We start from the raw sequence: 21,851 nt of genomic DNA, 5'->3' as shown, positions 1-21,851 counted from the left end.
TTGGATATGTAGTATATAGTTATAAATCATGAGTTAAAGAGGGAACTGTGACTTATTCAATTTGAACGTTATCTAATTGAGACTCAAGCTCATATTTTATTTCAATTAACTATTTTATTAGCACTTACTGCAGCAAGGAAGTTATGTTCTCTGGATTTAAAAGACTAGGTCCTAGCGGTGTCATTGGCATTGATTTTGGCTCACATTCAATCAAAGCTATCGCACTCTCTAAGGGGCAAGGAACCTATCAAATTGATGGTGCCGCAGAAGCTTCTGTCCCAAAAGGATTGATTGTTGATAACCGCTTAGAAGATATTGATAAAGTAACCTTAATCATTAAACGTTTAAGAAAATCCTTTCCTAGTAATTATAAAAATGCAGCCATTGCAGTAATGGGCGCAGATGTTATGACAAAAGTTATAACCATGAGTTCCGATTTAAATGAATTAGATTTAGAAGCGCGTATTGAATTAGAAGCAGAAACCATTATTCCTTTCCCATTAGATGAAATATTTATAGATTTTGAAATAATGGGACCTAATGAAGCGGATAGTGCTTTAAATGATATTCTGGTCAGTGCAGCTCGAAAAGAGCGTGTTTTATCACAGGCACAGTGTGTTGATGAAAGCGGCTTAACTACTACTATTGTTGATGTGGCAAGCCATGCTCTTGCTCGAGCCTCTGAATTAGTATTTACTCCTGAAGATTATAATCATGGTATTGCTGTCGTAGATATTGGTACCTCACAAATGATGTTGAGTGTTTTATACCAAGGTAATGTTATTTTTACTCGTAACAAAAATCATGGTGGTGCAGTGTGTACCCAAATGATTGCGGATCGTTATACACTTTCATTTCAGGATGCAGAAAAAGCAAAATTAGAAAATGATTTACCCGTCGATTGCCAATCTGATGTCATCGCTCCGTTTGTGAGTATGACGGTCAATCACCTTCGCTTTGATTTGCGTATGTTTACTAACTCTCCTAATAACGTTGCTATTACTAAGTTAATATTAACTGGAGGAGGTGTGTTAATGCCTGAGTTAGTGGAGCAGTTAAGAGCTGAATTAGATATTGAAGTTGAAGTTGCAGATCCTTATCTAGGTTTTGAATTCAAAAACAAGGCTGATAAAGGAGTATTAACGCAATCAGGTAGTAAGTATATGATGGCGCTAGGTTTGGCATTAAGAGGAGTTATATAGTGTCAAATATAAACTTATTACCCTGGCGTGAAGAGTACAAAAGGAAGAAAAAAATAGCCTTCTTTGTATTGCTAGGCATGTGTTGTCTAGTTACATTAAGTATATGTTATTTAGGTAAAATATATGTTGATGAGTTAATTGGTGCACAGAATTCACGTAACCAATTTTTACAAACTCAGACAATTATTTTAGATCGCCGTATTGCAGAAATACGTAACATTAAAAAAGAAAAAGCAGAATTAGTGAGACGTATTAATTTGATTCAAGAATTGGAGGAGCGTCGTAATTTGATCACACGTTTTTTTAATACCTTGCCCGTAGTGACTCCCGCGGGTGTTTATGTTGATTCAGTGACCTTTAAAGATGGACGTATCGATGTGAAAGGTCTTACTGAGTCTAATGGTCGAGTTAGCAATATGGTCCGAAATGTTGATAATTCTGGTTGGTTAGGCGATGCATCATTGCCTTCTATTGTTAGTGGTCCTGATAAACCGATTAAGCTTTATAAGTTTGCCATGAATTTTATTGTTCTTCCTGAAAAAGGATTAAAATGATGAATATTAATGAGTTGGATTTAGAAACTATCGGCAGTTGGCCTAACCTACATAAAGCAATTACCATTTTAATCGTTTGTATTTTGTTTGTAGGTGGTTTTTATTACTATGTTATTGATGACCAATTGAAACAATTGGAGCGAGTCGAAGCAAAAGAAATTGCCCTTAAAAAAGAATTTACTGTTAAAGCGGCTATTTCTTCAAATCTTGAAGCCTATCGTGAACAAATGAAAGAGATCGAAGTGATATTAGATGGCTTAGTTAATAAACTACCAAGTAAAAAAGAACTAGCAAGCCTGTTAGACGATATTAGCTTTATTGGTTCCAATAATGGTCTTCAATTTAATAGTTTAAATTGGGGGGTTAAAAAACAATTAGAGCTTGCTGAAGAAGTGCCGATTAGTATTAAAGTGGTGGGTACTTATGAGCAACTAGGTAAATTTTCAGCGGATATTGCAGCACTTCCTCGTATTGTGATATTGGATAACTTGCGTTTAAAACATAATGATAAAAATACTCTACTGTTAGAGATAGTTGCTAAAAGCTATCGTTATAAAGAGGAGCCTTAGTGAAAAAATTATTACCTTTATTAATGAGCTTTTCTTTGTTTGCTTGTGTTGATGTACAGGTCGATGATCTAGAGGTGTTTGTTGCTGATAGCAAATCTAAAGTCTATCCGCTAAATGATGACATTCCAGTGTTGAAAAAAATTGATACGCTGACTTACACTCAGGAAGAAGCCAGAAGCCCTTTTTCTCAGCCTCAAGCTGAAGTTGCTACAGAAGTCAGAAATACACCTAAAAGTTGTCCTCAACCTAACTTTGAGCGCAAGAAAGAGGCATTAGAAATGTTCTCTCTTAGCAATATGAGAATGCGAGGGACCTTAGAGATTAATGATCAACTGTGGGCATTGGTACAAGTTTCAGGCAATGAAATACATAGAGTTAAACCTGGATATTATTTAGGATTAAATCATGGGAAAGTATTAAAAGTGACCTCCTCACAAATTGATTTATTAGAGCTAGCATCAGATAGCAGCGGTTGTTGGCAAGAACGTATTACTCAGCTTACTTTACAGTCAGAATGAATTTAATCAGGGATGAAATTTAAATCATGAAATTTAGAAATATTAAACAAACAATGCTGTCATGTATTGGACTTACATTGTTTTTGTTGTCTTCCATTGCGGCTGCCGAGCCACAACTTAATAAGCTTGATGTCAACCCGATGACTGATGGCAGGTTAGAACTAAAATTTGGGTTTAATGCGTTGATTAATAACTACGTAGATAAGCTTCATTATCGCCCAAATAAATTGGTTATTGATATTAAAAATGCGAGTTCAGTGCTTGAGAAGAATCCTGTCGCTATCAATAAAAACGGTATCAATGATGTTGAAACTAGTCGAACCTCAGGCGGCCTACGTTTAGTGATTAACCTTGAAGGATTATTACCATATCGTATTTTTCAACAGGGGAATTATTTGACGGTTCGTTTTGGTGATGCGGTACAAAAATCGATCACAACGCAATCAGAAGCAAGTATTGCTGCTGCGATTTTACAAAATACAGGTGTTCAAACCTCGCAAAATACTGTCACTAAATCTGCTAAAGAAAAGTCAGCCACAGTAGCAGTTGAGAAACCTAAGGGTTATGTTAACACTATTTCAGATATCGATTTTAAACGTGGTTCAGAAGGTCAAGGTAAACTGTTTGTTTATTTAGATAACTCAAGTGTTGCTGTGGATATTAGACGCCGTGATCAACAGTTAATTGCAGAGTTTCAAAGTACTTATATTCCTAACGAATTATTATACATAATGGATGTGGTTGATTTCTCTACAATCGTAGAGAAGGTCGAAACCTTCAGAGAAGACGGTAAAACACGGTTTGTTTTTAATATCAAAGACGAGTACAACTACCGCTACGATCAGTTAGATACATTATTTATGATTGAAGTATCTGAAAAACCAAAAGATAAAAAAGAAACCGTTTACGAAGGAAAAGCTATTTCGCTTAACTTCCAAGATATTCCTGTACGTACAGTATTACAGTTGATTGCTGACTTTAATGGTCTTAACTTAGTGATCACGGACTCTGTAAGCGGCAATATCACATTACGTCTTGATGACGTTCCTTGGGAGCAAGCTTTAGACATCATCTTAAAAGTAAGAGGTTTAGGTAAACGCATGGACGGTAACGTGCTGATGATCGCACCTGCCACTGAATTAGCCGCTAAAGAGCGTGAACAACTAGAAACTAATAAACAAGTAGAAGATTTAGCTCCTTTATATTCAGAATTTATTCAAATTAATTATGCAAAAGCAGCAGATATCGCAGCTATGTTATCAGGTAATAGTGCAAGCCTGCTTTCTGAACGTGGTAATGTCAGTATTGATGCACGTACCAATACGTTATTAATTAAAGATACTGCATCCGTGATTGATTCAGTCAAAGAAATGGTTGAAGTATTGGATATTGCTGTGCGCCAAGTTGTTATCGAAGCGCGCATGGTCACCGTGAGTGATTCCGTAGGTGAAGATTTAGGTATTCAATGGGGAGTTTCAGGCAATGCAACGGATCCTTCATCTAGTACTACGCTATCTACTTCAGGAACTATTGCTGGTATTGAAGGAGGCACAACGGGTGATGTTAATGATCGTTTAAACGTTAATCTGCCTTCAGCATCGGTTGCCGGTTCTATTGCGTTTCAAGTCGCTAGGTTTGCAAATGGCGATATTTTGGATTTAGAGCTATCAGCATTAGAGCAAGAAAATAAAGCGGAAATCATTGCTAGTCCACGTATTACCACGTTAAATCAACAAACGGCTTATATTGAACAGGGTACCGAAGTGCCTTATGTGGAATCATCGTCGTCAGGCGCTACCTCGGTGAGCTTCAAAAAAGCGGTACTCAGCTTAGAAGTGACGCCACAAATTACACCCGATAATAAACTCATCTTGGATTTGGTGATCACTCAAGACTCTGTTGGGGACACTATCTCTACGGGTACAGGTGAAGTCGTTTCAATCAACACACAAGAAATTGCAACTCAGGTATTAGTTGATAATGGGGAAACCTTAGTATTGGGCGGTATTTACCAGCAAGAAGTTACATCTTCGACTAAGAAAGTACCTTTTTTAGGAGATATTCCTTACTTAGGTTATTTCTTTAGAAGCACTAGCCAGGATAATAAGAAAGCTGAGTTATTAATTTTTGTTACACCGCGTATTGTCATGCAAACAAAATATTAATTAGATACCGATATTTACTATCAGCCTAAGGTTTATCTTCAGGCTTATTTTTTTATGGCTTGCAATACCTTATTAACAATTGCGATAATAAGGCACTTCTCTTTAATTTTTAAGGGGCTTCCCAGTAATCAACCACTTGAGTAAACATTCAACATGGCAGAACAGCGTAATATATTTCTAATTGGCCCAATGGGGGCTGGTAAAAGCACAATTGGCCGTCAACTAGCACAAATGCTGCACTTAGACTTTCTTGATTCAGATAGTGAAATTGAACGTAAAACCGGCGCAGATATTGCCTGGGTATTTGACGTGGAAGGTGAAGAAGGTTTTAGAAACCGCGAGCAAGAAATGTTAGATGAACTAACTAAAAAGCATGGCATTGTTTTAGCGACAGGCGGTGGAGCGGTTATTCGTCAAGAAAACAGAACTCACCTATCTGCTCGTGGCATTGTCGTTTATTTAAAAACAAGCGTGCAAAAACAGTTAGCAAGAACGTTAAAAGATAAACGTAGACCTCTTTTACAAACAGATGATCCTCAATCAGTACTGGAAACATTGGCAGAAAATCGCAACACACTGTATGAAGAAGCTGCAGATTATGTTATCGAAACTGACGAGCAAAGTGCAAAAGTTGTTGCAAGTCAAATCATCGCTTTATTGGATTTTTAATGGAAAAATTACTCGTTGATCTAGGTGATCGTAGTTACCCTATCTCTATTGGACCAGACTTATTAGCTGATACTTCATTGTTTAGTAGTGCTATTAGCGGTAAAAAGGTCATGATTGTGACTAATGATGTGGTTGCTCCGCTTTATTTAGAAGCGTGTAAAAACACATTAAAAGATTATCAAATAGATGAAGTCATTTTACCTGATGGCGAGCAATATAAAAATCTGAGCACATTTGAGACGATATTAAGTGAGCTGTTAGCAAAAAAACATGCTCGAGATACTACTATTGTTGCATTAGGTGGCGGTGTTATTGGAGATATGGCAGGTTTTGCTGCTGCATGTTATCAGCGTGGTATTGCTTTTATACAAATTCCAACCACTTTGTTATCACAAGTTGATTCATCTGTGGGCGGTAAAACAGCTGTTAATCATCCTCTAGGTAAAAACATGATTGGGGCTTTCTATCAACCACAAGCTGTTGTCATTGATATTGAATGTTTAAAAACACTACCTGCACGTGAGTTTGCGGCGGGCATGGCCGAAGTGATTAAATATGGCATTATTTACGATCAAGACTTCTTTATTTGGTTAGAAAACAATATTGAAGCGATTAAGTCACTTGATGCAACAGCCATCACTTATATGATTAAACGTTGTTGTGCGATTAAAGCAGAAGTAGTGGCCTTAGATGAAAAAGAACACGGTATACGAGCGCTATTAAATCTTGGCCATACTTTTGGTCATGCCATTGAAGCTGAGCAAGGTTATGGCAACTGGTTACATGGTGAAGCTGTTGCTGTGGGAATGGTGTTAGCTGCGGAAACTTCTTATGTTTTAGGCTTAATCGAACATACAGAAGTAGAGCAAATCATTGATCTTATTGAAGCCTTTGATTTACCATTAGCCGCACCACCTGAAATGCAATACCAACATTTTGCAGAGCATATGCAACTGGATAAAAAAGTCCTTAACGGGCAATTACGTTTAGTGCTGCCGACATCAATCGGTACTAGTGCATTATTTGATAATGTGAGTGATGTTGTTCTTCGTGACGTTATAGAATCATAATCAATCATGGTCGAAAGGACATTAATTTCGCTCCCTTCTCAGTTGCAGCTGATAGAAAGGCTGCAACATCTGATTTACTTATCTTCTTCTCTTATCTTTGTGTCTGGCGAAGCTGGCGCCGGGAAAAGCACACTGACAGAAAACTTATCCAATACATTACCTACTGATTTAAAACAGGTTTATGTTTCATTGGTTAATGAGCCAACAGCTGCTAAATTGCGTCAGCAAATAATTTCTCAATTATTTGATAAAGCATTATTCAATGCAGAAGATAAGTTGTTGGATAGTATTTTACGTTTACAACAGGCTGAAAACCGGTCCCTTAATAGACTCATTATTATTGATAATGCAGATCATTTACCTACTGACTTTATCGCCGAATTATGCGAGCTATTTTCAGATAACAGCCTTGCCCAAGACAATACACTTAATGTCCTGTTACTTACTGAACAAGCAGCTACAGAGCAGTATTTAGACTATATAGATACACATCTAGCCAGTCGAACCAAAGACTTTTTAAACCACGTTGAATTAACGCTGCCAGTGCTTAACACACAGGAGGCGAATGCATTATTACAACATAACTTTCAACAAGTCGACTACCATGCAAAACTTCAACATCAAGACGCACTAAATCAACAACTTAGGTTATGTAATGGCAATCCACAAAAAATAATTAAACTAGCTGATGATTTAAGCCAAGGGTTGTTAAAGCCTATTACTACTTCATGGGTTCAAACACGATTACCTGCTATTGCCTTGATGCTTTTTTTAGTCGCTATTGTGAGTGCTATTGCAGTTTACTTATACCCAAAATTTATTCCCAACAAATCACTCTCGGAAGCTGAAAATGCACAGGCGCCAATTGATAGCACTTATATTGCCTTAGAAGAAATTAAGGAAGTAGAAGGAATGCCCGAAGAGCACAATAGCTCTGAAGTAAATGCTGTAGAAGATAGCGAGGAAGACAATGAAGACTCAAAAACTGCTGCTGCAGATACTCAAGCACCGCTAAATGAAGGACCAGAAAAACTAGCGGCTTCATGGGCAGATCTCGATCTTGATGTTATCGACAACCAAAGCCAGGTGGGTTTATCTGATGCAACAGAGAAGCGAGTGGTGATTTCTGGACAACAACTATTAGAATTGTCCGTTGCGATTGAAGCAAAAGATGCCGATGTAAATGAACAAGTATTGCTTGAGGATGATTCATCTACTCCTTTAACTGCTCCCTCAATTACCACTGAAACTAGCGTTGAAGCATCTACCGGTAAAGTTAATCAAACAGAGAATGAACAACAAGTTCCCTTATTGTTAAGGCTTCCGGTTGATAACGAAAATAATCTAGTTGAAAATGAAACAATTACAGATAATCTAAATGACTCCAAGGCTCTGTTAAACAGTGAGCAAACTGCAACTACGGCACAAGAAACAGTATTAGATAAACAAGATACTATTGAAACAGTTACAGACGCTAGCAGCGAAGGTTTAGTCAACGACAATGAGCTTGAGAATAAAGCACTTCCGTTAAGTATCGCAGAGCAATTACCAGTGAATATAAATACCGCTGCAGCAGAAACCGAGGTACAACCAGTCAATAATATCAGCACAGGTTTTAAGCAAGAGAGCTCGTTTACCGACTTAGAGACTCTGTTTGCAAAGGATGCTAGTCATTACACGTTACAACTATCAGGTATGGCTTCTCGTGAATATTTAATTGAATTTCAAAACCAATATCGTTCATCGTTGGAAAATATATATATCTATCAGACAGTTCGTCAGGCGAAACCTTGGTATGTCATTATTTATGGTGATTATGACTCAGTAAAGTCTGCCCAATTAGCGGCTAAAAACTTACCCAATGCATTTAGAAACATGCCTTCTTGGGTTAAAAAATGGCAAGTAGTACACAATGATTTGCGGTTAAATAATGAATAAAAAAAATAGAGCTTTTTTAAAGTGGGCTGGTGGCAAATACACATTAACGGAGCAAATTAATGCTCGCTTACCTGCAGCAAAGCGCCTAATTGAGCCTTTTGTTGGTGCAGGTTCTGTGTTTTTAAACAGTGATTATGATGAGTATATACTCAATGATATAAATCCTGATCTCATTGAAATGTATAAGATTATTAAGCGTAAACCTAAGCAGTTTATTCGTGATGCAAAAGTCTATTTTCAGCCTGAATATAATCAAGAGGCTGTGTATTATGAATTACGAAATAAATTTAATTGCAGTCAGGATGTATATCTACGTTCATTATTATTCTTATACATGAATCGTCATGGTTACAATGGCTTATGTCGTTATAATAAAAGTGGTGGTTTTAATGTACCTTTTGGACGTTATAAACAACCTTATTTTCCAGAGGCTGAGTTATTATTTTTTTCTGAAAAAGCAAAAAAAGCTACGTTTACCTGTAAACCCTACCAAAAACTCTTTTTGTATTTACGTGATAGCGACGTGCTGTACTGTGATCCTCCCTATGTACCTTTAAGTAAAAGTGCCTCTTTTACTAGTTATGCAACGCAAGGTTTTAGCTTAGATGATCAAGCTCAACTAGCAAAATTGGCGCGGGAAAGTAAAGCGGCAGTATTATTGAGTAATCATGATACGACGTTAACGCAAGAGTTATACAGAGAGGCTGATTGTGACAAAATTTTTGTATCGCGAACGATCAGTAGTAAGTCTACAGATCGTAAACCTGTTGCAGAGTTATTTGCCTTTTTCCCCGCTAAAAATGGATCCTAGAGACAAACTTCAAAAATAACTTATTTAGTCGCCACATAGCAAATAAAAATTAGTGTGTTAGAGCCGCCTTAGGTAGAATAATGCACTCATTATTTAGCTCATTTCTATTTAGGGAAGCACTACCATGACTGATTATTTAATTGCACCTTCAATTTTATCTGCAGACTTTGCGCGTTTAGGTGATGACGTTCAAAAAGTACTTGATGATGGTGCAGATGTTGTGCATTTTGACGTAATGGACAACCATTACGTACCCAACTTAACGATCGGTCCAATGGTATGTAAAGCATTACGTGATTTTGGGATCACAGCACCTATCGATGTTCATCTAATGGTTGAACCAGTAGACAGTATGATTGTTCAGTTTGCTGAAGCGGGTGCCTCTATTATCACTTTCCATCCTGAAGCATCAAAACATGTGGATCGCTCATTACAACTTATCAAATCTTACGGTTGTAAAGCTGGGTTAGTATTAAACCCTGCAACCTCTTTAGAAGAATTAACACATGTTATGGATAAATTAGACGTAGTGTTATTAATGTCTGTAAACCCTGGTTTTGGCGGACAATCATTTATTCCCCATACACTTGAAAAATTACGTCAAGTACGAAAATTGATCGATCAAAGTGGACGCAATATTCGCTTACAAGTGGATGGTGGTGTTAAAACTGACAATATTAAAGAGATCGCAGAAGCGGGTGCTGATATGTTTGTTGCCGGTTCAGCTATTTTTAACCAACCTGATTATAAAGCTGTGATTGACGAAATGCGTGAGCAATTAGCACAAGCAAAATAGTGAAATTTTATTATGTCTCAATTAACTGATATTAAAATAATTTGCTTTGATCTTGATGGCACTCTCGTGAACAGTGTGCCAGATTTACGTTTAGCATTAAATGCAATGTTAGATGACTTAGCTTTACCTCACGTTAATGATCTATTGGTTAAAACGTGGGTTGGTGATGGCATTCCTAAAATGGTTGAGCGTAGCTTGCTGCATGTACAAGGTAAAGCAAGCTCTGAAGCTGAATTAACCCAAGCAGTGTCTATTTTTGAAGAGTATTACCAGCAATTTTTAAATACCGAATCTGGGTTATATCCTGCGGTTCGAAGCACTTTATTTTCACTCCAAGATAAAGGCTACAAAATTGCGTTAATCACTAACAAAGCGGAGCAATTTTTACCTAAATTACTGGCTTACTTTGGGATTAATCGTTGCTTTGATTTACTACTGGGTGGTGATACCTTAAGTAAAAACAAACCTGACCCAATGCAAATATTCCATGCCTGTGAATATTTTAATGTACCATTATCTCAAGCGGTGATGGTGGGTGATTCACGTAATGATATTTTAGCTGGGCAAAATGCAAAGATAAAAACAATCGCACTAACATACGGTTATAACTATGGTGAACCCATCGCAGATATTAACCCTGATTATATTATTAATCATTTCGATGAATTATTAACATTACTATAAACGTAATGAAGGAAATTAAAGATGACTAAACCAGTTGTATTAAGTGGCTGTCAGCCTTCAGGTGGCTTAACTATTGGCAACTATATGGGCGCTCTACGTCAATGGGTTGCTATGCAAGAAACTCATGATTGCTTATTTTGCCTTGTTGATTTGCATGCTATCACTGTACGTCAAGACCCTAAAGCATTGCGTAGTGCTATCTATGATGGATTAGCAATGTACCAAGCAGTGGGCATTGATCCACAAAGAAGCACTATGTTTATTCAGTCACAAGTCCCTGAGCATGCAGAGCTTGCATGGATTTTGAATTGCTATACGCAAATGGGTGAATTGAATCGCATGACGCAATTCAAAGAAAAATCACAGCGAAATGTTAGTAATATTACTGCCGGATTATTCTCTTATCCTGTATTAATGGCTGCGGATATTCTTTTATATGGTCCACAAAGTGTACCTGTAGGCAGTGATCAAAAACAACACCTTGAGCTAGCGCGAGATATTGCTTCCCGCTTTAATAATGCCTATGGCGATACGTTTGTTGTGCCTGAACCTGCGATTCCAGAGCATGGAGCGCGCATTATGAGTTTACAAGAACCGACTAAAAAAATGTCTAAGTCCGATGATAATGAAAAGAACTTTATTGCATTATTAGAAGATCCTAAAAAGATCATGAAAAAAATAAAAAGTGCAGCAACAGACTCAGATGAAAAAGCACGTATCTATTTCGATACAGTTGAAAAACCTGGCGTGTCTAACCTACTGACCTTACTGTCATGTTCTACGGGTAAAAGTATAGAAAGCTTGATCCCGGAGTATGAAGATAAAATGTATGGGCATTTAAAATCTGATACCGCGGATGCTGTTGTGACATTACTTGAGCCAATTCAATCTCGTTTTAAAGCATTACGTGCAGATGAACAGGCATTACAAGCAATGGCAAGAGTAGGCGCTGAAAAAGCACGTCAACGTGCCGCAGAAACACTTGCAAAAGTTTATGACAAAGTGGGTTTCTTACCAAAATAAGTGACTAATGCTTATATCTTGAATGCTAATAGTTATAAAAGGCTGATTTAAAAATCAGCCTTTTTGCTTTCAATTAGTCAAAAATGGCAATTTAAAGTGAGGATTCACCCAAACCTTTACCTGCATCTTTTTTATTGATCAATTCAATCATATAACCGTCCGGGTCTTTCACGAATGCAATCACTGTTGTACCACCTTTCACTGGGCCAGGCTCACGAGTTATCACACCACCTAAACTTTTTATTTTTTCACAAGTTTGGTAAATATCATCCGTTTCGATAGCAATATGACCGTAAGCATTGCCTAAGTCATAGCTCTCTGTTCCCCAGTTATAAGTTAGTTCGATAACCGTTGTATTAAGCTCATCACCGTAACCTAAGAAAGCAAGAGTGTATTTATACTCAGCATTTTCGGATTGGCGTAATAATTTCATATCCAATACTTGTTGATAGAAATCCAATGACTTTTGTAAATCACCTACACGCAACATAGTGTGCAATAAACGCATAATCTATTTCCTTTTCATAAAATAAAAACAAAAAAAGCGAATATCAATTCGCTTTTTTATTGAAGGAGCAGTTTAATTAGTTGATTAATATAAATCTTTAATTAAAAACTTAACTGTTGAAGCGATTTCATCATCGCTACAGTCGCTACAAGTGCCTCGAGCAGGCATCGCATTAAACCCTTGTATTGCATGGGTAATTAAAGTTTCTTCACCCTGTGCAACACGAGGCTGCCATGCATCAGCGTTACCTTTGATAGGTGCGCCAGCGGCACCAGTAGCATGACATGCTACACAGTATGTATTGTAAATTTTCTCACCTGATCGAGGGCCTGCTGGTTCACTTGAATCGTTCCCTGCACTTGCAGTTTCAATTTCACCATCAATATAAACGTCACCAATCGGGGCGACACGATTTGCAATCGCTTCTTCAGATAGATCTTGTGTAAAGCTTGGTGCACTAAATAGGCTCAATGAAAGAGCAATAAATAGGCTAAGACGTTTAATAAGGATCACGTGAACTCCTGTAAATGTTAATAAAAACTAATATTCAAGTTAGCTTGTTGTTAAAGTATTAATTATAACGAGATTGCCATTAACTACCAATCTCTTTATGGATATTATTGTTTCCAGTTCACTATTTTCTTTTCATTACCGGTCAGTAGCCGTCGAATATTACTGATATGACTAACAATAATTAAACACGACAACATTAGAACAGGTAATGTGAACTCCGGTTTAATATAATTGACAAAGACAGGAGCAGCAATAGCAGTGATGATTGCCGCTAATGATGCGTAGCCACTGAGAGCAACGACTATTAGCCAAGTAATTAGTGTTAATCCGGTCATGTCCATGCCTAAGGGTAATAATATGCCTAATCCTGTTGCTACACCTTTTCCCCCTTTAAAATCAAAACAAGGTGGAAAAATATGTCCTAAACAAGTCGCAATACCAATAAAACCGATAGCAAAAGGTGGGATACCCAGATAATAAGCAAAATAAACAGGAAAAGCACCTTTCAAAAGATCGAAAATGAACACTAAACTGGCAGCTTGCGCACTGTGAAGGCGAAGGATATTAGTTGCTCCAGGGTTTTTCGAGCCCTGTGAGCGAGGATCTGGCCAACCTTTTATTTTACATAATAAAATTGCGCCATTTAACCCGCCAATAAAATAAGAAGATATGCTAAAAATAAGTGTAGCCAGTATAATCATGGTACTTATTTAATCCCAATCAGGTAAAATGTGGCGCATTATAATAGACACCAAGATAAAAATTTGAGTATCTTATTATAATATTTAATTTAACGTGTCGAGTTTACGCGTTAAGGGATATAAAAAAAAGCATCAGCGATTAAAAAACAGACACATCACGGGGTTTAAAATGGATATTGTTTTTATTAAACAGCTACAAGTAATTAGTACGATTGGGGTATATGGCTGGGAAAAGTCAGTACAACAAAAGCTGTATTTTGATTTAGAAATGGCTTTTGACAACCGTCCTGCTGCAGATAGTGACGATATCAACCTTGCTCTGAACTATTTCAGTGTCTCTGAATGTGTGTCCCAGTTTGCTCAGCAAAATCAGTTTGAATTAATTGAAACAATGGCTGAACGTGTTGCGGCATTAATTATGCAATCATTTCCAGTGCCATGGATTAAGTTAACGTTGCATAAACCTGGTGCGTTAGCTAATGCTCAAAGCTTAGGTGTGCAAATAGAACGCGGCAGTAAGTAGTGGCACATATTTTTATTGGCATTGGTTCAAGCATCAACCGTGGTGAAAATATTCGTGAAGGTGTTTTAATATTAAAAACCTATTTTTCAGACCTGCAATTATCTACTGTTTATGAAAGTGAAGCTGTGGGCTTTGACGGTGGCAATTTTTATAATTTAGTGGCTGAATTTAATAGCGATTTATCCGTCAAAGAAGTGATAACAATTCTTAAACGGATAGAAGTGCAATTAGGACGCCCAGAAAAAGCCATTAAATATGCACCGAGAACTTTAGATCTGGATTTATTATTATATGATCAAAAAGTTGACTCAAATAATGATCTCCCACGTGCTGAAATCACTAAAAATGCCTTTGTATTACAGCCATTAGCTGAACTAGCACCTACTTTAAAGCATCCTATATTGACTATCAGCTATCAGCAGCTGTGGTCACAGTACCCTAAAAACAAACAAAAATTATGGGAAGTAACCACGCCTATTTTCGATTAATAGCACCATCACTATTTTAATAAATGAGAACATAATGAGTATTTTAGAAGTTGTAGTCTTAGCCTTAATACAAGGTTTAACTGAGTTTTTACCTATTTCTAGCTCAGCACATTTAATTTTACCTTCGGTATTATTTGGCTGGCAAGATCAAGGCTTAGCCTTTGATTTAGTATTAAACATCGGCACATTAGCGGCAGTTCTTATCTATTTTTATCGTGAAGTGACTAATATGTCCGTGGCTTGGGTTGATTCAGTTAAAAATAAAAATCATAGCCAAGACAGTAAGTTAGCATGGTGGATTATTCTTGCCACCATTCCTGCTGCTGTAATAGGTTTTTTAGGCAAAGATTATGTGGAAATGTATTTGCGTAGCGGTTACGTGATAGCGGTCACCACTATTTTATTCGGTTTATTACTGTGGTGGGCAGATAGTAAAGCGAAACAAGTTAAAACTGAATATCAAACGGGATTAAAAGGGGCTATTTTTCTAGGTTTTGCGCAAGCATTAGCACTTATCCCTGGTACATCTCGTTCAGGCATTACTATTACGGCTGGCTTGATGTTAGGTTTAACACGTAATGCAGCGGCTCGTTTTTCATTTTTAATGTCAATTCCAATCATTTCTATGGCATCGGGTTATGATTTATTAAAATTTATTTTATCCGATGAATACGTAGATTGGCCATCACTACTATTAGGTGCAGGTGTCTCATTTATTAGTGCTATTTTATGCATTCATGTTTTCTTAATACTACTGAACAAGGTCGGTATGCTACCTTTTGTTATCTATCGTTTATTATTAGGCGCTGCTTTATTTTATGTATTAGCGTGATTTTTAATAAAGGCCGACTTTTGGTAACTTTTTACTTTTACTAAACCCCGACTAAAGACTGCGTTATCTGTTCTTTAGTCGGGTTTAATTAACGTGAGTGCTGCTCTTTGAACGCTTGTACTTGCTGAATACGCTGTTCATTTAGTTTGTGTCTGATTTCAACGCCTTGAAACCCTTCTTTGATAATCTCTTGGATATCAACCTTTAGAGCTTGTTGAAATGCTTGCCACATATAATCGGCTGTCGGATAAGGTAATAGCTCAAAACCGGTGCGTCCTTTTGAGTCTGCAACACAACATTGTAACATTTGTTGGAATCGTTCTGGTTTACGCCATGCATCACATTTATCCATGATCCCAACCATAGTGCTTGCTCTTAATTCAAAAGCACTGTGGATATTGGTGTGGTGTTCGCTAACTAACAGTGCCAAATCTCGACAATCATTAGGTACCTTTAAGCGCTTACAGAATTTTTTGATCACTGATAAGCCTTTCATACCATGACCTTTATGACTTGGCCATTCACTCTCAGGAGTTAACGCTTTACCTAAATCATGCACTAAACAAGCAAACCGAAATGCGACAGAATCAGAAAGTAAAGCCGCTTGCTCGACCACCATTAAGGTATGAATTCCGGTATCTATCTCTGGGTGCCAGCGTTTAGGAGCGGGGACGCCATATAAGTTATCAACTTCAGGAAATAGTGCCGCTAAACCACCACAGTCTCGTAACACTTGAAAATATGTTTGTGGGCTATCGGTTTGTAAGGCTTTTTCTGTTTCGGTCCAAATTCGCTCTGGGCTTAAGCTCTGTAGCTCATCACCTTCAGCAATATTCGCCATTAATTGTTGTGTTTCTTCTGCGATACTAAAACCGAGTTTAGCGAAACGTGCTGCGAAGCGAGCCACCCGTAATACTCTTAAGGGATCTTCACTAAATGCAGGACTGATATGGCGTAATATTTTTTTCTCTAAATCTTGTTGTCCACCATAGGGATCAATTAATTGTTGATCCGCAGATTGAGCTATTGCATTGATGGTGAGATCGCGTCGTGCGAGATCATCTTCTAAACTGACATCTTGACCTGCGTAGCAACTAAAACCTGTATAACCAATCCCTTGCTTGCGCTCTGTTCTTGCCAGTGCATATTCTTCTCCTGTTTTAGGGTGTAAAAATACAGGGAAGTCTTTACCTACTTGATTGAAACCCTGTGCTAGCATGTGCTCTGGGGTACTATTAATTACCACGAAGTCACGGTCTTTAACTTCGAGCCCTAATAGTTGATCTCTAACTGCGCCGCCAACTAAAAATACACGCATAGTTTCCCCCTTAATGAATTATTTGGTTATTATACTGAAACTATCTGAAGATGCAGAAGCTTGTCATCATCTTTCTAAAATAATAGCAGGTATCTCGCTGAATAAAGCATCTCGAGTGGTAACGGGTATATAACTCTTGTTAAGCTTGAGTAATGTCGAAGCAGTAATGGCTTTATAAAACGTTTATGATATTCATTAAGACAAGCTAGCTCTCTGATCTTGCGTCAATAGGGCTCAACACATTGTTTAAGGTTTAAAATGTATCAAGAATTTTTTTCGTTAAAAGAACAACCATTTTCAATTTCTCCGGATCCCGACTTTTTATTTTTAAGTGATCGCCATAAAGAAGCGCTTGCACACTTAATGTATGGCTTACAGGGCAATGGTGGTTTTGTTTTATTAACAGGAGAAGTCGGTACAGGTAAAACCACGGTATGCCGAGCACTATTAGAGGATATGCCTGCACAAACGGATATCGCTTTCATACTGAACCCTGCACAAACAGAAGTTGAGTTATTAGCTACTATTTGTGATCAACTTAATATTGAATATGAGCAGAATAGAGCGAGCTTAAAAACGTTATTTGATGCGATCAGTGGTTGGATGTTGCACAATTTAGAGAAAGGACGCAGTGCAATTGTGTTGATTGATGAAGCACAACATTTGAGCTTCTCAGTGCTAGAGCAATTAAGGTTGTTAACTAATATTGAGTCAAACAATAAAAAACCATTACAAGTTATTTTGATTGGACAGACGGAGTTACAACAAAAACTGAAAGAAAATCAATTACGCCAATTAGCACAACGCATTACTGCACGTTATCATTTGTTGCCACTGACTTTGCAAGAAAGTGAATATTATATACAGCATCGCCTCAATGTAGCGGGGGCAAGCTATCCTATTTTTGAAACACCATTACTAAAGCGTATATTTAAATATAGCCGAGGTATTCCACGATTAATTAATCTTATTTGTGATCGCAGTATGCTCTGTGCATATAGCCAAAGTTCGCCTAAAGTAACGGCTAAAATGATCGATTTAGCGGTAAAAGAAATTGATTTAAGTCTAGATGATGGTCATGCAACTGAATCCGTGAAGCTGTTCTGGCGCTTTGTTTTATTATTAGTATTAACGGGGTTCACGATCTGGCAAGCACCTAAAATATATCATCATTTTAATCAACCTCAACAAGCTATCGAAACCCTTAGTGAGCTCGGTTTTTCTGACTCATCTACACCTACATCGCCATCAACATCAATGCAAGTAGCAGAAGTTAAAGTAGAGTCGTTGCAAACAGACTCAGAAGTTAGTCCCTTGCAATCTTCAACCACAGATAACCTCAACTCAGAAACTGATACTTTCACTTGGTTCGATAGTTATCCTGAATTAGACTTAAGCCAAGGTTATTTTGCAAATGCGCTGCAAACCCTATATGCGGTTTGGGGTTATCAAGTTGATTTAGCCGATGCAAGCTGTGAACAGGGAGAAGTTGCTTCATTGTTATGCTTTTCTGATAATACTTCGTTACAAAAACTACAGCAGTTAAATTATCCTGCTGTGATTAAGTTAGCTAGCGATCAAGATATTGTATATGCGGTGCTTTATAAAACCCAGCAACAAGATCAATCGCAATATGAAGTATTAATTGGTAAGCAAAAAATATCCGTATCCGAAGCATGGTTAGAAGAGTATTGGAATGGAGGCCTGACTTTATTATGGAGAACGCCCTTTGATATTAGTAAGCCATTAAAGTTTGGTGAAAAAAGTCAACGAGTTGTTTGGTTAAGCACGCAATTAAATAATTTATCTGGTCTGACAGTGGCTAATAAACAGCGCTTTGATTGGAAGCTTAAGGAGCAAGTAATTGAATTTCAAAAAGATAATGGGTTAGTTGCTGACGGCATTGTAGGGCGACGCACCTTGATGTTCTTAGTGCAACAATCAGAACCTAATATTCCATCGTTGTTATAGGATCATTATGTCTACGATATTAAAAGCTTTAGAAAAAAATAAGCACCATCCCCAGACGCTACTGATAGATAAATCAACGGATAAGAATTGGAAATTAGTCGTGGCTGCTGCTTTATTAGTGATCGCCTTGTTATTAGGGCTGGTTTTATACTTATTATTTAAACCGCTAGAGCGTGTGATAGAAAATGCTAATAATGTAACCATGACCGCAACTTCTACACAAGCAGCTAGCGTTCAAGTTGCACCTGTAATATTACAACAGCCACAGACAAAGCAGGTAAAAGAGCCTATTAATACGGTTAGTGAAATCGATTTCAAAACTAAACCTTTACCAAAGTTACAGAAAAAAGTACCAGTGACGAGTACGGAAACTTTTATATCTGCAGAAAAAAACACACAGAATGAGAAATTAGAGCTTGCTGCAACAAGTGATGAGGTTACAAATAGCCTTGCACTAGCCGATGTACCAAGTGATTTACAGCAACGTTTTGCGTTAGCTGTTGAACTTGAGCAAGGACAGCAATCAATACCGAACCAAGTTGCCAATGACCAACCTGTTGTTGAGTCAGATATTTCACAAATGTCCGCACAGTTCCAATATCAAGTCCCTGTGATGAGTTATGACTCCCATGTTTATTCCACTAAAGCCAATGATCGTTGGATCCGTATAAATGGTGTGGATATGCGAGTGGGTGATTATGTTGGAGCGGTTGAACTGGTAGAAATAATGCCTCAACAGAGTGTCTTTCGTTTAGGAAAACAGCGTTTTACTCTAGAGTCATTAAAGGATTGGAAAGGTTAAATAGGTTGGTTTCTCATGCGTACTATTGGCCACATAATAAATAAACTAGGTATAAAAAAATAAAAAGAGTTTAATAAGCAATTTAGTGACTTTTAAACACCTTTTAGTTTTTATGATATGACTTGTTAGTTGCAAAACGCTTACTCTTTATGCCTTTAAGAGTAAGCGTGATGATTAGCTGCTATCGATTCTAGTTATGAATTACCAATTATCAGTACGTTTTTTACGGCGTGGTAAAAACGGAATAATTAAGCCAATTAATAAACCAAAGAATAAAACACTACCGCCGTACATTAACCATTCCATCTTAATGCGCTCATCTTTAGTCGATTGTAATAAATCTAATTCCATATTACGTTCTTCTAAATCAGCAATGGTATCGCGTAATGCTCTTTTTTCGCTATCAAGCTGAGCGATTAAACTATCTTTATCGATAATAGCTTGCTCACTTTCTGTTAATGCTTGTTTATTATCATCATTAATGGTTTTTAACTTGTCTTGGCTTTCTTGATATTTCTTTTGTAGCTCAGGTAATAAGGATTTTGCTGGAGGTTGCTCTTGAATCTCACTTGATTTTACCCACCCCACTCTGCCAGTCGGAGATCTGACTTGCATGAATTTTGTTTTGCTATTGTATTTTAAAGTGCTGACAGCTGTGCCTACTTCGATCGTACCAATAATACGGTACTCAAGACTAGGACCTGAATGCATATAAATTGAAAGATTATCGCTGACATATTGTGTGGCTGCAAAACTGCTTGAAGAGAACAGCAAACATAAGAAAAACTTAATTGATTTCAAAAGAAATACCTTTTTAGCAAATAAATTGAATGGTCATTCTAAAAGTTATTAAAGCTCAGTAAAAGTAAAAAGAGAGCCTAAGCTCTCTTTTTTCGATCAATACATGACTTAATGAGCGGCGATTAAGAAAAAATACTCTTTAATATGTAGAAAAATATAATTGATAAACCAGCGCCGATCGGCAATGTCACTATCCAAGAGATTACAATATTACGAACAACGCCTAAGTTTAATGCCGCGATACCACGTGCCATACCTACACCCAATACTGCACCAACTAAAGTTTGCGTAGTAGAAATAGGTAAACCGGTACCCGATGCAATTACAACCGTTGAGGCAGCAGCTAATTCTGCGGCAAAACCTCGGCTAGGTGTTAAATGTGTAATACCATTGCCGATGGTCGCCATCACGCGCTTACCAAAGATAGCAAGGCCCAATACAATACCAACACCACCAAGTGGTAAAATCCACCATGCAAGCTCTGCTTTTGCTGCAATTTGACCATTATGTTCAACGATACTTACTACCGCTGCAAGAGGTCCAATAGCATTTGCAACATCATTTGAACCATGTGCAAATGCCATTGCACATGCCGTTACGATCATCAATACCGCAAATATTTTTTCAACATTAGCAAAGTGCATACGTTTATCAGCTTGTGGATCAATTTTAACGCGATTAACAAAGAATTTACCTGTTATTGCCACAAGCAAACCAATGACCACTGCAGAAACTATTGCTTCGATAATACTAACATGTAACCCAACATGTTTAAGGCCTTTGGTAATCGTCACTAATGAAAGGATAAAACCAGCCAAAAACATATAAAAAGGAACAAAACGTTTTGCATTAGCAATAGGATCTTTGGTATTAAATATTAGCTTTTGCGAACTCATAAAAATGAAATAAGCAATAATCCCTGAAATCAGCGGAGTGATTATCCAACTACCGATAATACCAACCACTTTACTCCAAGTTACACTATCAACACCGACACCAACAGCAGAAAAGCCAACAATAGCACCAACGATAGAGTGCGTTGTTGATACTGGCCAGCCGAAGTAAGAAGCTATAATTAGCCATAAACCTGCGGCTAATAGCGCAGCTGTCATGCCAAATACGAGCAACTCGGGTTGGTCAATAAAGTAAGCGACATCAATGATCCCTTTACGGATTGTCGAGGTTACTTCTCCGCCTGCTAGGTAAGCACCAGCAAATTCAAAAATCATTGCAATGATTATTGCTTGTTTAATGGTTAGCGCTTTTGAACCAACAGAGGTACCCATTGCATTAGCAACATCATTTGCGCCGATGCCCCAAGCCATTAAAAAGCCTACCGCACCAGCAAATATAACTAACATGCTGCCGTATGTGTTTAAAATTTCCATAAAAAGT

At 37.5% G+C, this 21,851-nt stretch carries 23 protein-coding genes; 17 read left to right on the top strand and 6 right to left on the bottom strand.

Annotated elements, in window-relative coordinates; translation table 11 throughout:
• Nucleotides 1-143 precede the first annotated feature (143 nt).
• The 12 genes from pilM to trpS all read left to right on the top strand — a co-directional run bounded on the left by pilM (nucleotide 144) and on the right by trpS (nucleotide 11,999).
• A complete protein-coding gene (pilM, locus tag GQR44_RS02495; RefSeq protein ID WP_166368874.1) occupies nucleotides 144-1,202 on the top strand; it encodes a type IV pilus assembly protein PilM in 1,059 nt (352 codons plus the stop codon).
• Nucleotides 1,202-1,756, top strand: coding sequence for a PilN domain-containing protein (locus GQR44_RS02490; protein ID WP_166368872.1), 555 nt, complete (start codon nucleotides 1,202-1,204; stop codon nucleotides 1,754-1,756). The genes pilM and GQR44_RS02490 overlap by 1 nt, the downstream gene beginning before the upstream one ends.
• Entirely contained in the window at nucleotides 1,753-2,325 is a 573-nt protein-coding gene (locus GQR44_RS02485; RefSeq protein ID WP_240923531.1) for a type 4a pilus biogenesis protein PilO, read from the top strand. Before GQR44_RS02490 ends, GQR44_RS02485 begins: the two co-directional genes overlap by 4 nt.
• Entirely contained in the window at nucleotides 2,325-2,843 is a 519-nt protein-coding gene (locus GQR44_RS02480; protein WP_166368870.1) for a pilus assembly protein PilP, read from the top strand. The genes GQR44_RS02485 and GQR44_RS02480 overlap by 1 nt, the downstream gene beginning before the upstream one ends.
• Before the next feature lie 26 nt (nucleotides 2,844-2,869).
• The gene (gene pilQ, locus GQR44_RS02475; RefSeq protein ID WP_166368868.1) at nucleotides 2,870-5,008 is read left to right on the top strand and encodes a type IV pilus secretin PilQ; all 2,139 of its coding nucleotides are present in this window, start codon (nucleotides 2,870-2,872) and stop codon (nucleotides 5,006-5,008) included.
• Between the two features lie 153 nt (nucleotides 5,009-5,161).
• Nucleotides 5,162-5,677, top strand: a complete 516-nt coding sequence (gene aroK, locus GQR44_RS02470) for a shikimate kinase AroK (protein WP_166368866.1) — start codon at nucleotides 5,162-5,164, stop codon at nucleotides 5,675-5,677.
• Nucleotides 5,677-6,747 carry a 3-dehydroquinate synthase gene (gene aroB / locus GQR44_RS02465; protein WP_166368864.1) on the top strand — a complete coding sequence of 357 codons (1,071 nt, stop codon included), beginning with the start codon at nucleotides 5,677-5,679 and terminating at the stop codon, nucleotides 6,745-6,747. Before aroK ends, aroB begins: the two co-directional genes overlap by 1 nt.
• A gap of 6 nt (nucleotides 6,748-6,753) precedes the next feature.
• On the top strand, nucleotides 6,754-8,685 hold the full coding sequence (locus tag GQR44_RS02460) for an AAA family ATPase (protein ID WP_166368862.1): 1,932 nt from the start codon (nucleotides 6,754-6,756) through the stop codon (nucleotides 8,683-8,685).
• A complete protein-coding gene (locus GQR44_RS02455) occupies nucleotides 8,678-9,496 on the top strand; it encodes a Dam family site-specific DNA-(adenine-N6)-methyltransferase (protein WP_166368860.1) in 819 nt (272 codons plus the stop codon). The genes GQR44_RS02460 and GQR44_RS02455 overlap by 8 nt, the downstream gene beginning before the upstream one ends.
• 124 nt (nucleotides 9,497-9,620) lie before the next feature.
• Nucleotides 9,621-10,292, top strand: coding sequence for a ribulose-phosphate 3-epimerase (rpe, locus tag GQR44_RS02450; RefSeq protein WP_166368858.1), 672 nt, complete (start codon nucleotides 9,621-9,623; stop codon nucleotides 10,290-10,292).
• Nucleotides 10,293-10,304: 12 nt separating this feature from the next.
• Complete coding sequence (locus GQR44_RS02445) at nucleotides 10,305-10,976, top strand: phosphoglycolate phosphatase (protein WP_166368856.1); 672 nt, start codon at nucleotides 10,305-10,307, stop codon at nucleotides 10,974-10,976.
• A gap of 21 nt (nucleotides 10,977-10,997) precedes the next feature.
• Nucleotides 10,998-11,999, top strand: coding sequence for a tryptophan--tRNA ligase (trpS, locus tag GQR44_RS02440; protein ID WP_166368854.1), 1,002 nt, complete (start codon nucleotides 10,998-11,000; stop codon nucleotides 11,997-11,999).
• A gap of 91 nt (nucleotides 12,000-12,090) precedes the next feature.
• On the opposite strand, the gene gloA is transcribed toward trpS, so the two are convergent.
• From gloA to plsY, 3 genes are all read right to left on the bottom strand, one after another.
• On the bottom strand, nucleotides 12,091-12,507 hold the full coding sequence (gene gloA / locus GQR44_RS02435) for a lactoylglutathione lyase (RefSeq protein ID WP_166368852.1): 417 nt from the start codon (nucleotides 12,505-12,507) through the stop codon (nucleotides 12,091-12,093).
• A gap of 84 nt (nucleotides 12,508-12,591) precedes the next feature.
• Nucleotides 12,592-13,020 (bottom strand): cytochrome c5 family protein, encoded by a 429-nt coding sequence (locus GQR44_RS02430; RefSeq protein WP_166368850.1) that lies wholly within the window; start codon nucleotides 13,018-13,020, stop codon nucleotides 12,592-12,594.
• 104 nt (nucleotides 13,021-13,124) lie between these two features.
• Entirely contained in the window at nucleotides 13,125-13,721 is a 597-nt protein-coding gene (plsY, locus tag GQR44_RS02425; protein ID WP_166368848.1) for a glycerol-3-phosphate 1-O-acyltransferase PlsY, read from the bottom strand.
• Nucleotides 13,722-13,890: 169 nt separating this feature from the next.
• Here plsY and folB point away from each other — a divergent pair, with 169 nt between their 5' ends.
• Genes folB through GQR44_RS02410 form a run of 3 tightly spaced genes read left to right on the top strand, consistent with a single transcriptional unit; the run spans nucleotide 13,891 to nucleotide 15,564 of the window.
• Complete coding sequence (folB, locus tag GQR44_RS02420) at nucleotides 13,891-14,244, top strand: dihydroneopterin aldolase (RefSeq protein WP_166368846.1); 354 nt, start codon at nucleotides 13,891-13,893, stop codon at nucleotides 14,242-14,244.
• Complete coding sequence (gene folK, locus GQR44_RS02415; RefSeq protein WP_166368844.1) at nucleotides 14,244-14,732, top strand: 2-amino-4-hydroxy-6-hydroxymethyldihydropteridine diphosphokinase; 489 nt, start codon at nucleotides 14,244-14,246, stop codon at nucleotides 14,730-14,732. Before folB ends, folK begins: the two co-directional genes overlap by 1 nt.
• A gap of 34 nt (nucleotides 14,733-14,766) precedes the next feature.
• Nucleotides 14,767-15,564, top strand: a complete 798-nt coding sequence (locus GQR44_RS02410) for an undecaprenyl-diphosphate phosphatase (RefSeq protein WP_166368842.1) — start codon at nucleotides 14,767-14,769, stop codon at nucleotides 15,562-15,564.
• Nucleotides 15,565-15,652: 88 nt separating this feature from the next.
• Here GQR44_RS02410 and GQR44_RS02405 read toward each other — a convergent pair whose 3' ends face one another.
• Nucleotides 15,653-16,882 (bottom strand): multifunctional CCA addition/repair protein, encoded by a 1,230-nt coding sequence (locus GQR44_RS02405; RefSeq protein WP_166368840.1) that lies wholly within the window; start codon nucleotides 16,880-16,882, stop codon nucleotides 15,653-15,655.
• A gap of 258 nt (nucleotides 16,883-17,140) precedes the next feature.
• On the opposite strand from GQR44_RS02405, the gene GQR44_RS19945 reads away from it, so the two are divergent.
• Nucleotides 17,141-18,853 (top strand): ExeA family protein, encoded by a 1,713-nt coding sequence (locus GQR44_RS19945; RefSeq protein ID WP_166368838.1) that lies wholly within the window; start codon nucleotides 17,141-17,143, stop codon nucleotides 18,851-18,853.
• A 7-nt stretch (nucleotides 18,854-18,860) separates the two neighbouring features.
• Nucleotides 18,861-19,655, top strand: a complete 795-nt coding sequence (locus GQR44_RS02395) for a general secretion pathway protein GspB (RefSeq protein ID WP_166368836.1) — start codon at nucleotides 18,861-18,863, stop codon at nucleotides 19,653-19,655.
• 201 nt (nucleotides 19,656-19,856) lie between these two features.
• Here GQR44_RS02395 and GQR44_RS02390 read toward each other — a convergent pair whose 3' ends face one another.
• Together GQR44_RS02390 and GQR44_RS02385 are read right to left on the bottom strand one after the other, a co-directional pair.
• On the bottom strand, nucleotides 19,857-20,456 hold the full coding sequence (locus GQR44_RS02390; protein ID WP_166368834.1) for a TIGR04211 family SH3 domain-containing protein: 600 nt from the start codon (nucleotides 20,454-20,456) through the stop codon (nucleotides 19,857-19,859).
• 122 nt (nucleotides 20,457-20,578) lie between these two features.
• A complete protein-coding gene (locus GQR44_RS02385) occupies nucleotides 20,579-21,844 on the bottom strand; it encodes an inorganic phosphate transporter (RefSeq protein WP_166368832.1) in 1,266 nt (421 codons plus the stop codon).
• Nucleotides 21,845-21,851: the final 7 nt, after the last annotated feature.

The sequence above is a fragment of the Psychromonas sp. SA13A genome (genome assembly GCF_011378715.1).
Classification (GTDB): Bacteria; Pseudomonadota; Gammaproteobacteria; order Enterobacterales; family Psychromonadaceae; genus Psychromonas.
Note: the sequence above shows the minus strand (reverse complement) of the source record. Positions and strands in the feature narration are given on the sequence as shown.